The sequence below is a fragment of the Rhizobium sp. TRM95796 genome, from assembly GCF_025779995.1.
Taxonomy (GTDB): Bacteria; Pseudomonadota; Alphaproteobacteria; order Rhizobiales; family Rhizobiaceae; genus Rhizobium_E.
Genome location: NZ_JAOXHE010000006.1, coordinates 294,662 through 307,775 on the forward strand (window position 1 = coordinate 294,662; position 13,114 = coordinate 307,775).

At 62.3% G+C, this 13,114-nt stretch carries 11 protein-coding genes; 5 read left to right on the plus strand and 6 right to left on the minus strand.

Going from position 1 to position 13,114, the window contains the following annotated elements; genetic code table 11:
- Positions 1-3: 3 nt before the first annotated feature.
- From OCK01_RS15485 to OCK01_RS15495, 3 genes are all read right to left on the minus strand, one after another.
- A complete protein-coding gene (locus OCK01_RS15485; protein WP_263824705.1) occupies positions 4-1,128 on the minus strand; it encodes an ABC transporter permease in 1,125 nt (374 codons plus the stop codon).
- Positions 1,129-1,130: 2 nt separating this feature from the next.
- A complete protein-coding gene (locus OCK01_RS15490; protein ID WP_263824706.1) occupies positions 1,131-2,216 on the minus strand; it encodes a microcin C ABC transporter permease YejB in 1,086 nt (361 codons plus the stop codon).
- A 122-nt stretch (positions 2,217-2,338) separates the two neighbouring features.
- Positions 2,339-4,177 carry an extracellular solute-binding protein gene (locus OCK01_RS15495; RefSeq protein WP_263824707.1) on the minus strand — a complete coding sequence of 613 codons (1,839 nt, stop codon included), beginning with the start codon at positions 4,175-4,177 and terminating at the stop codon, positions 2,339-2,341.
- 201 nt (positions 4,178-4,378) lie between these two features.
- Here OCK01_RS15495 and mepA point away from each other — a divergent pair, with 201 nt between their 5' ends.
- From mepA to OCK01_RS15520, 5 genes are all read left to right on the plus strand, one after another.
- On the plus strand, positions 4,379-5,440 hold the full coding sequence (gene mepA, locus OCK01_RS15500) for a penicillin-insensitive murein endopeptidase (protein ID WP_412179017.1): 1,062 nt from the start codon (positions 4,379-4,381) through the stop codon (positions 5,438-5,440).
- 152 nt (positions 5,441-5,592) lie between these two features.
- On the plus strand, positions 5,593-7,089 hold the full coding sequence (gene guaB / locus OCK01_RS15505) for an IMP dehydrogenase (RefSeq protein ID WP_182827530.1): 1,497 nt from the start codon (positions 5,593-5,595) through the stop codon (positions 7,087-7,089).
- A 163-nt stretch (positions 7,090-7,252) separates the two neighbouring features.
- Positions 7,253-8,365, plus strand: coding sequence for a patatin-like phospholipase family protein (locus tag OCK01_RS15510; protein ID WP_263824708.1), 1,113 nt, complete (start codon positions 7,253-7,255; stop codon positions 8,363-8,365).
- A 26-nt stretch (positions 8,366-8,391) separates the two neighbouring features.
- Positions 8,392-9,174, plus strand: coding sequence for a 3-hydroxybutyrate dehydrogenase (locus tag OCK01_RS15515; protein ID WP_263824709.1), 783 nt, complete (start codon positions 8,392-8,394; stop codon positions 9,172-9,174).
- A 137-nt stretch (positions 9,175-9,311) separates the two neighbouring features.
- On the plus strand, positions 9,312-10,187 hold the full coding sequence (locus OCK01_RS15520) for a dienelactone hydrolase family protein (protein WP_263824710.1): 876 nt from the start codon (positions 9,312-9,314) through the stop codon (positions 10,185-10,187).
- Positions 10,188-10,192: 5 nt separating this feature from the next.
- On the opposite strand, the gene OCK01_RS15525 is transcribed toward OCK01_RS15520, so the two are convergent.
- From OCK01_RS15525 to OCK01_RS15535, 3 genes are all read right to left on the minus strand, one after another.
- Positions 10,193-10,429 (minus strand): sulfurtransferase TusA family protein, encoded by a 237-nt coding sequence (locus OCK01_RS15525; RefSeq protein ID WP_182829327.1) that lies wholly within the window; start codon positions 10,427-10,429, stop codon positions 10,193-10,195.
- On the minus strand, positions 10,429-11,934 hold the full coding sequence (locus tag OCK01_RS15530) for a L,D-transpeptidase family protein (RefSeq protein WP_263824859.1): 1,506 nt from the start codon (positions 11,932-11,934) through the stop codon (positions 10,429-10,431). Before OCK01_RS15530 ends, OCK01_RS15525 begins: the two co-directional genes overlap by 1 nt.
- 197 nt (positions 11,935-12,131) lie before the next feature.
- Entirely contained in the window at positions 12,132-13,079 is a 948-nt protein-coding gene (locus OCK01_RS15535) for an acetyl-CoA carboxylase carboxyltransferase subunit alpha (RefSeq protein ID WP_182827539.1), read from the minus strand.
- Positions 13,080-13,114: the final 35 nt, after the last annotated feature.

Here is a 13,114-nt window from a genome sequence, read left to right on the forward strand (position 1 = left end):
TGCTCATCCGAAGGTCTTTCTCGGGTCGAAAGCGTCGCGCACCGCTTCGCCGATGAAGATCAGCAGCGACAGCATGGCGGCGAGCGTGAAGAAGGCGGTGAAGCCCAGCCAGGGCGCCTGCAGGTTCGACTTGGCCTGTCCGACCATTTCCCCCAGCGAGGGCGAGCCGGGCGGCATGCCGAGACCGAGGAAATCCAGCGCCGTCAGCGTGCTGATCGAGCCCGACAGGATGAAGGGCAGGAAGGTCAGCGTCGCCACCATGGCGTTGGGCAGAAGATGCCGCCACATAATGACGGCATTGCCGACGCCGAGCGCGCGGGCAGCCCGGACATATTCGAAATTGCGGGCGCGGAAGAATTCCGCCCGGACGATGCCGACGAAACTCGTCCAGGAAAACAGCAAGAGAATACCGAGCAGCACGAAAAAGCCGGGCGGCAGGATCGAGGCCATGATCAGCAGGATGTAGAGCACCGGCATCGACGACCAGATCTCGATGAAGCGCTGGCCGATCAGGTCGGTCATGCCGCCGAAATAGCCTTGGATCGCGCCGATCGTCACGCCGAACACGGCCGAAGCCGCCGTCAGCGCCAGGCCGAACACCACCGACAGCCGGAAGCCGTAGATGATCCGGGCGAACACGTCGCGCGCCTGATCGTCGGTGCCCAGCCAATTCATGTTGCCGAGCGTGCAGTTGGGATCCTTGTCGCCGAGCGGATAGGCCGAACAACGCTGCTCCTCCGGCATCAGCCAGAAGGGTTTGGTCGGGGCCGATGTCGGCACATAGGTGTTGGCGGTCAGATAGGAATAGCGGATCGGCGGCCAGATCATCCAGCCGTTTTCCTCGATCTTTTCCCGCACCAGATCGGTCTTGTAATCGGTGGTCGGCAAGAAGCCTTCCTCACCGAGAAAGGTCGCCTCCTCGTAATCCTTCATAATGGGCGCATATAACTGGCCCTTGAACGAAACGAGGATCGGCTTGTCATTGGCGATGACTTCGGCGAACAACGACAGGCCGAAGATCAGCATGAAGATCCAGAACGACCAGTAGCCGCGGCGGTTCGCCTTGAAATTGGCGAGGCGGCGCTGGTTGACCGGCGACAGCCGGGGCTTTTTGACGGTCTCGGCCATGATCACACCTCCCGCTTTTCGAAATCGATGCGGGGATCGACCCAGGTGTAGATCAGGTCGGAGAGAAGACCGACGACCAGTCCGAGCAGCGAGAAGATGTAGAGCGTGCCGAACACGATCGGATAGTCGCGCTTGATGATTGCCTCATAGCCCATGCGTCCCAGGCCATCGAGCGAGAACAGGTTCTCGATCAACAGCGAGCCGGTGAAGAAGGCCGAGATGAAGGCGGCCGGAAAACCGGCGATCACGATCAGCATCGCGTTGCGGAACACATGACCATAGAGAACCCGATGTTCAGTCAGCCCCTTGGCGCGGGCCGTCACGACATATTGCTTCTTGATCTCGTCGATGAAGGAATTCTTGGTCAGCAGCGTGGTGGTGGCGAAGGAAGAGATCAGCAACGCCGAGATCGGCAGCGTCAGATGCCAGATATAGTCGACGATCTTGCCGCCGATGCTCATCTGGTCGAAATTGTCCGAGGTCAGGCCGCGCAACGGAAACCAGTCCAAGAAGGACCCTCCGGCGAACAGCACCACCAGCAGAATGCCGAACAGGAAACCCGGCACCGCATAGCCGATGATCACCACGCCAGACGTCCAGACATCGAAGCTCGATCCGTCCGACACCGCCTTGCGAATGCCGAGCGGAATTGAAATCGCGTAAGAGAGCAGGAGCACCCAGACGCCCAGCGAAATCGACACCGGCAGCTTCTCGACGATCAGATTGACGACGCTCTCGTCGCGGAAGAAGCTCTGGCCGAAATCGAAACGAGCGTAATTCCACACCATCTCGCCGAAGCGTTGCCAAGCTGGCTTGTCGAAGCCGAACTGCTTTTCCAGCTTGGCGATAAGCTCCGGATCGAGCCCTTGAGCGCCGCGATACCGTCCGGAACTGTCGGACGCTTCATTGAAGGACAATTCGTTGCCGCCGCCCGAGAGACGGTCGCCGCCGTTCTGGTCGGTCAGATCGGCGATCATCTGTTCCACCGGTCCGCCGGGGGCGAATTGCACGATGATGAAGGACAGAAGCAGGATGCCGAGCAGCGTGGGGATGATCAGCAGAAGTCGCCTCAGAATATAAGCGGCCATCTCAGCTCTCCCGGTTCGGGCCGCCGCGAAGCGGCGTGACTGTCAAGATCTGCAACGAGGTCTCCATGACGGGATTGGTCAGATATCGCGCTTGCATTAGCCTCACAGGCTTTCGCGAGGCTTCATCGGCCCTTGGCCCACCAGATCGAGGGAAAGCCCGAGGAATAATGCGGCAATTCCTCGGGGCGCTCGAACTTGTCCCAATAGGCGATGCGGCTGGTTCGCAGCGTATAGGACGGGACGATGTAATGATTGTGCAGGAGAATACGGTCGAGCGCTTTGACGGCGGCTACCTGGTTGTCGCGATCGGGCGCAAAGATGATCTTGCGGATCAGCGCGTCGATGGCGGGATTGGCGATGCCGGCATAGTTCTGCGTGCCCTCGGCGGCGGCGGCTTTCGAGCCCCAGTATTCGGCCTGCTCGGAGCCGGGATTGAGGCTCTGCGCCCAGCCCTGATACATCACGTCGAAGTCGCGCTTGCGCCAGCGCTCGGTGAATTGCGAGGCGTCGACGGAGCGCACCGTCGCGGTCACGCCGATCTTTTTGAGATTGGTGGCGAAGGGCAACGCCACGCGCTCGATGATGTTGGAGCTGAGCAGGATCTCGAACTGGAAGGGTTTGCCGGTTCGGGCGTTGACCATGCGGCCGCCTTTCAGCTCCCAGCCGGCCTCTTTGAACAGACCGAGCGCCTTGCGCAGATTCTGCCTGAGCTTGCCTTCGTCGCCCGCGACAGGATTGGAATAGGGCGTGGTGAAGACGCTCGGCGGCACCTTGTCCTTGAGCGCTGTAAGAAGGTCGAGCTCCTTGCCCTGCGGCAGTCCCGACGAGGCCAGCTCCGAGCCGAAGAAATAGGAATTGATGCGGCTATACTGACCATAGAAGATCGTTCGCTTCAGCGTCTCGAAATCGAAAGCGTAGTTCAACGCCTCGCGGACCCGCGCATCCTGGAATTGCTCGCGACGAAGATTGGGGATGAAGCCGACCATCACGCCGGATGAGCGGTAGTCGTTGGGCAGCTCTTCTTTCTTGACCTTGCCCTGTTGCACGGCCGGGAAATCATAGGCGGTCGCCCAACGCTTGGCTTCGTTCTCGGCCCAGAAGTCGCTGTCGCCGCTGCGGAAGGCTTCGAACTCGACGTCGATATCAGCGTAATAGGTGTATTCGATCCTTTTGAAATTGTTGTAGCCGATATTCACCGGCAGGTCCTTGCCCCAATAATCGTCGCGAAGCTCGAAGGTCAGCGTCGAGCCGGGGGAGATCGCCACGAGCTTGTAGGGGCCGGAGCCCATCACCGGCTCCAGCGTGGTGGCGGCGACGTTGCGCTTGACGCCGCGGGCGTCGGTTCCCTCCCACCAATGTTTCGGCACGATGGTCAACTGCCCGACGGTGGCGACGAGGTCGCGATTGTTCTTTTCGTCGAAGGTGAACTTCACCTCGCGCTCGCCGGTCTTCTCGGCCTTGATCACATGCTGGTAATAGAACGCCTTGGCGGGATCGAATTCCTTCACCTTGTCGAAGGAGAAGATCACATCCTCGACGGTGATGGGCTTGCCGTCGGCCCAGGCAGCCTTGGGATGGAGACGATACGAGACCGAGGAATAGTCCTCGGGATAGGAGACGCTTTCGGCGATCAGCCCATAGGTCGACAAGGGTTCGTCGAGCGAAGGCTTCATCAGGGTTTCATAGACCAGCGCCGCGGCCGGCAAAGCGAGGTTACCCTTGTTGGGGATCGGATTGAGCGAATCGAACACGCCGAATTCCGACATGCGCAGCACGCCCCGCTTGGGCGCATCGGGATTGACGTAATCGAAGCGGCTGAAGCCCGGCTTGTATTTCAACTCTCCCAGGCTGGAAACGCCGTTGGTCCAGAACCCTTCCTCGGCAGAGGCCGGCGCTGCGGCCAGCCCCGCAATCAGCGCGATGGCCGGGGTGAGTATTCCCAAACGTGCGAAAAAGCCCATGAAAAACGCCTGCTGTTCGATGTTCGAATCTTGCTTATTATCTTATGTGAAAAAATGATCGTGGCAAATTTGCCATTCCAACGCGTCCTTTTCCCCGCAAATCGGCGCGACGGCCAATTTCAGCCAAGTTTGATGTATTCTGATCCGCAAATCACCTGCCGGCTGCGGCGGTCGCTACGGCAAAGGAAGGATGCGTCATTGATGCGGAAGATCATGAAGGCGTGGCTGGGCGCGATTTTGATAGCGGCGAGCGCGCTCGGCGCCGTCGCGGACGAGACCACGCCCGCCAAGCAATTGTTTGGCAAGGTCACGCTGCCGTCGCGGGGGCAAGCGGCGTCGATCGGCTTCTACGCCAAAGGCTGCCTGTCGGGCGGCGTCGCCATTCCGGTCGACGGGCCGGCCTGGCAGGTGTTGCATCTGTCGCGCAATCGGCGCTGGGGCAATCCGCGCATGATCGCGCTGCTCGAGCGGCTCTCCTATGACGGCCAGGAAAAGGCCGGCTGGTCCGGTCTCCTGGTCGGCGACATCTCGCAGCCGCGCGGCGGCCCCATGCTGACGGGGCACGCCTCCCACCAGATCGGGCTGGACGCCGACATCTGGCTGACGCCGATGCCGAACCGGCAGCTTTCCTATCAGGAGCGCGAGACGTTTCCGGAAAATTCGGTGCTGCGCAAAGGCGCGCTGACGGTCGATCCCAACAAATGGACGCCGGCGCATGCCCGCATCATCATGACGGCGGCCAGCTATCCGGAAGTCGAGCGGGTCTTCGTCCATCCCGGCATCAAGAAGAAGCTCTGCGAGACATGGCGCGGCGATCGCACGCTGCTCTCCAAGGTCCGGCCGATCTACGGCCACCACTATCACTTCCATATTCGCATGAAATGCCCGCCGGGGGCCAAAGGCTGCACCGACCAGGCCGATCCGCCCGATGGCGACGGCTGCGGCAAGCCGCTCGCCTGGTGGTTCACCGACGAGCCCTGGGGCAACAACAAGCCGAAAACGCCGCCGAAGAAACCTGCCAAGCCGGTGAAGCCGCGCCAGCTGACGCTCGCCAATCTTCCCAAGGCCTGCGCCATGGTGCTCGGCGCGCCCTCGGTCGGGGCGGCCGCAGGGGCCGAGTATGAGCCTTCGACGGGTGGGCCCGCAGCCGATCCGGTTCCGCTGGCGGCCTATGCCGCGGCTCCATCCGCCGGAGACGACTTCTCGGCTTTTGCTCTGATCGGCCCCGCTCCCATTCCCCGGGCGCGACCGCTCGATCAGTAATCAGCTCTTCGCGCCTGCGAAAATTCATGGAACTTTCATGCGGGAGGCAGTTCCCTTCCCGCATTTTCCGTGTTAGCAGCCCTCGTCATCTTCCGAAAGGTTTTCCCGCTTGCGGCGTCCCGGCCGCATCGGCCAGGTATAAGGAACATGGCATGGCCCGCATCATTGAGACCATCACCGGCCTAGAGGCCCTCACCTTCGACGATGTGCTCTTGCAGCCCGGACATTCCGAGGTCATGCCGGGCCAGACCAACATCACCACCACAATCGCCCAGGACATCGAACTGAACCTGCCGCTGCTGTCGGCGGCGATGGACACGGTCACCGAAGCCCGTCTCGCCATCGCCATGGCGCAATCCGGCGGCCTCGGCGTCATCCATCGCAATCTCTCGCCCGAAGAACAGGCCGAACAGGTCCGCCAGGTCAAGAAGTTCGAGAGCGGCATGGTGGTCAATCCCGTCACCATCGGCCCCGACGCCACGCTCGCCGAAGCGCTCGGCCTGATGAAGGCGCACGGCATTTCCGGCATTCCGGTGGTCGAAAACCACAATAGCGGCCGCACCGGCCGCCTCGTCGGCATTCTCACCAATCGCGACGTCCGCTTCGCCAGCAATCCCAATCAGAAGATCTATGAGCTGATGACGCGGGAGAACCTGATCACGGTGCGGGAAAACGTCGATCAGGCCGAAGCCAAGCGGCTGCTGCATCACCACCGCATCGAAAAGCTCCTGGTGGTGGACGACGCCGGCCATTGCATCGGCCTCATCACCGTCAAGGACATCGAAAAGTCGCAGCTCAATCCGAACGCCTCGAAGGACGCCCAGGGCCGCCTGCGCGCCGCCGCCGCCACCTCGGTCGGCGAAGATGGCTTCGAGCGCGCCGAGCGCCTGATCGACGCCGGCGTCGACCTGCTCGTCATCGACACCGCGCATGGCCATTCCCAGCGCGTGCTCGACGCCGTGACCCGCGCCAAGAAGATCTCCAATTCCGTGCGCATCATGGCCGGCAATGTCGCAACGCCCGCCGGCACGCAGGCGCTGATCGACGCCGGCGCGGACGCGGTGAAAGTGGGCATCGGCCCGGGCTCGATCTGCACCACCCGCATCGTCGCGGGCGTCGGCGTGCCGCAGCTCGCCGCCATCATGGGCGCGGTCGACGTGGCCCGCAAGGCCGGCATCCCGGTGATCGCCGACGGCGGCATCAAGTTCTCGGGCGACCTCGCCAAAGCCATCGCCGCCGGCGCTTCGGCCTGCATGATCGGCTCGCTGCTGGCCGGCACCGACGAGAGCCCGGGCGAGACCTATCTCTACCAGGGCCGCTCCTTCAAGGCCTATCGCGGCATGGGTTCGGTGGGCGCCATGGCGCGGGGCTCGGCCGACCGTTATTTCCAGGCTGAAGTGCGCGACACGCTGAAGCTGGTGCCCGAAGGCATCGAAGGCCAGGTTCCCTATAAGGGACCGGTTTCCGCCGTGCTCCACCAGCTCGCAGGCGGCCTGCGCGCCGCCATGGGCTATGTCGGCGGCGAGACCATTCCCGACTTTCAGGACAAGGCGACCTTCGTGCGTATCTCCGGCGCGGGCCTGCGCGAGAGCCACACCCACGGCGTGACCATCACCCGCGAAAGCCCGAACTATCCCGGCGGGGCGTGAGCTCGACCCAATCACATTTCCGAGGGGGCGGCTCACAAGGCCGCCCTTTTCAATTGGCGAATTTCGAAACTCCGCCTTGCGACAATTTAATTTGTGCAGCGCACATCGAATTTCCATATGCTCCAGGTAACGTCGCTGTCGTCGACGACTGGAAGGACCGAGCATGGAGAATGGACACGACAAGAAGATCCTGGTGCTGCAGGGCGGCGGCGCGCTCGGCGCGTATCAGGCGGGCGCCTATGAAGCGCTGCATGTCAGCGGCGTCAGGCCGGAATGGATCGCCGGCATTTCGATCGGGTCGATCAATTCCGCCATCATCACAGGCAGTCCGGTGGAGAAGCGCGTCGAGCATCTCAGGCAGTTCTGGGAAAAAGTCTCCTCCGGCCCGTCCGCCCTGCCCTTCATGCTCGACCAGCCGGCGCGCAAATGGTTCAACGAATATTCAGCCGCGCTCAATGCGCTGACGGGCGTCAATGGCTTCTATCTGCCGCAGGCTTTTCTGCCTTTGCAATACCTGACCAAGCCCGAGGCGCGGATCAGCCTGTATGACACGACGCCGTTGATCGACACGCTGGATGAGCTCGTGGATTTCGACCTGATCAACCGCCGCAAGGTCCGGCTGTCGGTCGGCGCGGTCAATGTGGTCAACGGCAACTTCGCCTATTTCGACAATTTCCAGGACAGGATCACCGCCCGCCACATCGCCGCCTCCGGCGCGCTGCCGCCGGGATTTCCGCCCGTGGAGATCGACGGCAACTTCTATTGGGACGGCGGTCTCGTCTCCAACACGCCGTTGCAATGGGTGATGGACCAGCGCAAGACGTCCGACGATCTCTGCATCTTCCAAGTCGACCTGTTTTCGGCGCGCGGCCGCATGCCGCAGGATATTTCCGACGTGCTGGCGCGCGAAAAGGAAATCCGCTTTTCGAGCCGCACCCGCATGAACACCAACGAGGCGGCCCGTAACGAGCGGATCGACAAAGCCATCCGCCGGCTGCTCAAGAAGCTGCCCGCCAACCTCGCCGACGACCCCGACGTCAAATTCCTGCGCCGCCAGGAGGATATGGGCGCGGTGACCGTCGTGCACCTGATCTACCGGCGAAAAGCCTATGAGACCCATTCCATGGACAACGAGTTCTCGCGGCTGACCATGGAGGAGCATTGGAAGGCGGGCTATGACGACGTCATGGAAACGCTGTCCTGCGAGAGTTGGAGACATCGTCAGATTCCCCAAGATGGCTTCGTCGCCATCGATCATTGGAAGAGCTGGGCGTAACGCGCCGCAAGCATGAGGAGAAAGCCATGACACTGAAGGACAAAGTCGCCATCGTCACCGGCGCCGCCAGCGGCCTCGGCTACGGCATCGCCAAGCGCTATGTCGAGGAAGGCGCGCGCGTCGCCATCGCCGATCTCAAGATCGACGCCGCCAACGCCGCAGCCGCCGAACTCACCAAACTGGGCCCTGGCGAAGCCATCGGCGTGGAGATGGACGTGACCAATGAGGACGCGGTCAATGCCGGCGTCGCCAAGGTGGCTGAGACCTGGGGCCGCGTCGACATCCTCGTCTCCAATGCCGGCATCCAGATCGTCCACAAGATCGAGGAATTTCCCTTCGCCGACTGGAAGAAAATGCTCGCCATCCATCTCGACGGCGCCTTTCTCACTACCAAGGCCTGCATTCCGCTGATGCAGAAGCAAGGCGGCGGCGCGATCATCTATATGGGCTCGGTGCATTCCAAGGAGGCGTCGCCACTGAAGGCCGCCTATGTCACCGCCAAGCACGGCCTGCTCGGCCTCGCCCGCTCGGTGGCCAAGGAAGGCGGCCCTTTCAAGATCCGCTCCAACGTCATCTGCCCGGGCTTCGTGCGCACGCCGCTGGTCGAAAAGCAGATCCCGGAACAGGCCAAGACGCTCGGCATTTCCGAGGACGAGGTGGTCAAGAAGGTGATGCTGGGGCAAACGGTCGACGGCGAGTTCACCACGATCGAAGACGTCGCCGAAGTGGCGCTGTTCTTCGCGGGTTTCGAGACCAATGCGCTGACCGGCCAGTCGGTGATCGTCAGCCATGGCTGGCACATCGAATAACCCCGGGAAACGGGCTGGAGCCCTCACCGGTTCCATCACATTGTTTTGACGAGAGCGTCGGCATTCTCCGGCGCTTTCGCCTCGATTTTCGCGCCTTGTCCGGGTCATTGTCGCCTTCAGCCATGAAGGAGGCCGCCATGGACAAGCCGAAAATCACCCAGGCGATGATCGACGCCTATGACGAATACACCCATCTGACGCTCGACCGGCGCGATTTCATGCGCAAGCTGCAGCTGTTGGCGGGCTCCGCCGGCGCGGCCGCCGCCATTGCCCCGCTGATCGGAGCGAGCGCCGCACAGGCGGAAATCATCGCTCCCGACGACAACCGGCTGGAAACCGCCACGACCACCTATCGCGGCGCGCCCGGCGAAATCTCGGCCTATATCGCCGCGCCCAAGAACAGGCCGGGCAAACTGCCGACCGTGATCGTGATCCACGAAAATCGCGGTCTCAACGATCATATCAGGGATGTGACCCGGCGGATGGCGCTCGAAGGCTTCCTGGCGATCGCGCCCGACCTCCTGTCGCCCTCGGGCGGCACGCCCGCCAACGAGGATCAGGCGCGGGAAGACATTTCCAAGCTCGACCAGCCGATGACCACCTCCAACCTGATCGCCGCCATGGCGTTCCTGAGGACCCATCCGCGCTCCACTGGCGCGATCGGCGCGGTCGGCTTCTGCTGGGGCGGCAAGCAGGTCAATCTGCTCGCCGCCGCCGCGCCGGAACTCAAAGCCGCCGTCGCCTATTACGGCGCGCAGCCGCCGGTCGAGGATGTGCCGAAAATCAAGGCGGCGCTTCTCTTGCATTACGCCGGCCTCGACGACCGCATCAACAAAGGCATCGACGCCTTTAAGCAGGCGCTGGACGCCGACAAGAAGGATTTTCAGATTTTCATCTATGACGGCGTCAACCACGCCTTCAACAATGATGCGTCGGCGGCGCGCTACGACAAGAAGGCCGCCGATCTCGCCTGGTCGCGCACCGTCGAATTCCTGAAGCAGAAACTGGTCTGACGCCGTCAGCCGCGGCGAATGAGGAAGACATGCCCTTGTTCGCCGCGCTCCTGGGCAATCAGCGTATGACCGTCCTCACGGCAGAAATGCGGAATGTCCAGCCCCGCCAAAGGATCGGTCGTCAGGACGCGCAGCAGCGCGCCGCTTGACAGCGAGGCCATCGCCTTTCGCGACTTCAACACCGGCAAAGGGCATTTTAGACCCTTGAGATCGAGCACGAGATCGGGCTCGCCCGGAAGCATCACCAGACTTTCCAGAACGGCTTTTTCTGCTCGGGCGCGGGGGCGGTCTGCAAGGGCGCCGTGGGCTGTTCCGCAGAGGCGAGCTGTCCGGCCGGCGTCGCAGGCTTGGGAGCGACGGCGGGGGACTTGGCCGTCGCCGCTCTGGCGGCTTTTTCAGCCGGCGCAGACGCTGTTGCGGCCTGCGGCATGGCGGCGGCGGGATCTGCGCTGGCCTGCTGTGTCGGCGCGCTTTGCGGCGGCTTGCGGCGGAAGAAGGACCAGACGGACGTGTCGTCCTGCGCAGCCGGCTGAGCGGCGGCCTGCATGACCGGCTTGATCGGATTGGGCTCGGGGATCGGCGCCTTGACGCGTCCCTGGGCCTTGGCCAGCCGTTCCTCTTCCTTGCGCTTGGCGTCCGCAGCCTTCTTGCGCGCTTCGAGTTCGGCGACCGAGATATACTCGACCTTCGGCGGCTCGTTGTTCTTGATCGCCTCGACCTTGGCGTAAGCCGCCGAATAGCTGGTGACGGTGTCCGAGGTCGGGGTCAGCTTGGCGGAGGGGTCGACGAGCACATATTCGGCGTCGTTCGGAATGTTCTTCTTCTTGCCCATCCGACGCTCGAGACGTTCCTGCGCCTTACGATCGAATTCGGCCACGTCCTTCCAGTCGTTCGGACCCCACTTGGCCGAGGCCTTGGCGAATTCGGTCTGGTAGGTCTTGTCATAGGAGGCGTAGGCGCTCAGCAGCGCCTGCGGCGTGGAGTCGGCCGGGCACTTGCCCGCGGCGCTGAAACGCCCGCCCGTCTGGTTGAAGACATATTTCTTCTCGCAGACCTCGACTTCCGGGGGCCGCTTGGTGATCTCGAAATAGTCGTAGCCGGTCTTTAGGTTCTGCCAGAACGGAAAATGCTCTGACGAACGGTGCTTGGCCATGTTGTCGGCCGTCATGCGGAAGGGGAAAGCCTGGATCTGAAACGCCTTCTGCCCGCCGCGGAAGGAGTCGCGCGCGAAAGCGTAGATCTGCAACACGGCGGCGTCCGACATCGAATAGCAGCCCGACGACGAGCAGGCGCCATGCACCATCAGATTGCTTCCCGAGCGTCCATAGGCGCGATCATATTTGTTGGGATAGCCGATGTTGAACGACAGGTAATAGCTGGAATTCGGGTTCATCTGGCCGGGCGCGACGGTATAGAAGCCTTCCGGCGCCTGGCGGTCGCCTTCCTTCTTCTTCGGCCCCAGCTGGCCCGACCAGGCGCAGATCGGATAGGTGGCGACGAGCTGGTAGCGGTTGTTCACATCCGCCTTCCAGATCTCCATCACCTCTTCTTCCTTGAAGATGCGCATCATGATCGGGGAGGAGGTGGAAATGTTCAGCTTACGGAGCTTCTGCTGCATCTTGGCCGGCAGAGGATGCTCGACGCGATTGTTGACCGCGACGATTTCGAGCGTGTCCTGGGTGCAACCAGCCAACGCTCCGAGAGCGAGAACCATCGCCAAACCCATGCCGATACGCTTTGCAACCATGTCCGCCATCACATAAAGGGCCCCTGAGCAGGCCGGGAATCACGTCAGCTACGCCTTATAGAGCAGAAACCGTTAACGGAATATTCACATCCCGTTAATCATATCAAAGCCCTAGCTCTGACACGGGCGCGCTTTCGGCGACGCGGCAAGAGAGCGGCGCGAATATGGCCGAGTTTTGGCGACGAAGCGCGAAAAGCTTACAGATTACGTCCCATTTCGAGAAATTTCTGCCGGCGCTCGGCGCGCAGATCATTTTTCTGCGCCAGTTCCGTCAGAGCCGAAGCGATCACGTCGCCGGTGGCGGCGATGACGCGCTCCGGATCGCGATGGGCGCCGCCTACCGGCTCCGGGATGATTCCATCGATGACGCCGAGCGCTTTCAGGTCCTCGGCGGTGATCTTCATGTTGGAGGCGGCTTCCTTGGCGCGGGCGGAATCGCGCCAGAGAATGGAGGCCGCGCCTTCCGGCGAGATCACCGAATAGATCGCATGTTCGAGCATGTAGACGCGATTGCCGGTGGCGATGGCGATGGCGCCGCCCGAGCCGCCTTCTCCGATCACAACCGAGACGATCGGCACGCGCGCGTTCAGGCATGTTTCGGTGGAGCGGGCGATGGCTTCGGCCTGGCCGCGCTCTTCCGCGCCGACGCCGGGATAGGCGCCCGCGGTGTCGACCAGCGTCACGATCGGCATGTTGAAGCGGTCGGCGAGCTCCATGATGCGGATCGCCTTGCGATAGCCTTCCGGACGGGCCGAGCCGAAATTGTGTTTGAGGCGCGATTTGGTGTCGCTGCCTTTTTCCTGGCCGATCAGCGCCACCGGCTGGCCGCGGAAGCGGGCGAAGCCGGCCTGGATGGCGTCGTCATTGGCGAATTTGCGATCGCCTGCCAGCGGCGTGAACTCGGTGAACAGCGCCTTCTGATATTCGACGAAATGCGGCCGCTGCGGATGGCGCGCAACCTGGGTCTTCTGCCACGGCGTCAGCTTGGAATAGATGTCGGCCATGGCGTCGCGGGCGCGGGCTTCCAGCCGTCCGATCTCTTCCGACGTGTCGATGCTCTCGTTCTCGGTCGCGATATTCTTGAGTTCGAGAATTTTGCCTTCGAGATCGGAGATCGGTTTTTCGAAATCGAGATAATTGTACATCAGCTTCCGTTCCGGCTTTCCAGTTCAGCGTCTGG

Coding starts and splice junctions, on each gene's coding strand:
- OCK01_RS15485 (WP_263824705.1), bottom strand. CDS start 1,128: ATGGCCGAGACCGTCAAAAAGCCCCGGCTGTCGCCGGTCAACCAGCGC.
- OCK01_RS15490 (WP_263824706.1), bottom strand. CDS start 2,216: ATGGCCGCTTATATTCTGAGGCGACTTCTGCTGATCATCCCCACGCTG.
- OCK01_RS15495 (WP_263824707.1), bottom strand. CDS start 4,177: ATGGGCTTTTTCGCACGTTTGGGAATACTCACCCCGGCCATCGCGCTG.
- mepA (WP_412179017.1), top strand. CDS start 4,379: ATGCGGAAGATCATGAAGGCGTGGCTGGGCGCGATTTTGATAGCGGCG.
- guaB (WP_182827530.1), top strand. CDS start 5,593: ATGGCCCGCATCATTGAGACCATCACCGGCCTAGAGGCCCTCACCTTC.
- OCK01_RS15510 (WP_263824708.1), top strand. CDS start 7,253: ATGGAGAATGGACACGACAAGAAGATCCTGGTGCTGCAGGGCGGCGGC.
- OCK01_RS15515 (WP_263824709.1), top strand. CDS start 8,392: ATGACACTGAAGGACAAAGTCGCCATCGTCACCGGCGCCGCCAGCGGC.
- OCK01_RS15520 (WP_263824710.1), top strand. CDS start 9,312: ATGGACAAGCCGAAAATCACCCAGGCGATGATCGACGCCTATGACGAA.
- OCK01_RS15525 (WP_182829327.1), bottom strand. CDS start 10,429: ATGCTTCCGGGCGAGCCCGATCTCGTGCTCGATCTCAAGGGTCTAAAA.
- OCK01_RS15530 (WP_263824859.1), bottom strand. CDS start 11,934: ATGGTTGCAAAGCGTATCGGCATGGGTTTGGCGATGGTTCTCGCTCTC.
- OCK01_RS15535 (WP_182827539.1), bottom strand. CDS start 13,079: ATGTACAATTATCTCGATTTCGAAAAACCGATCTCCGATCTCGAAGGC.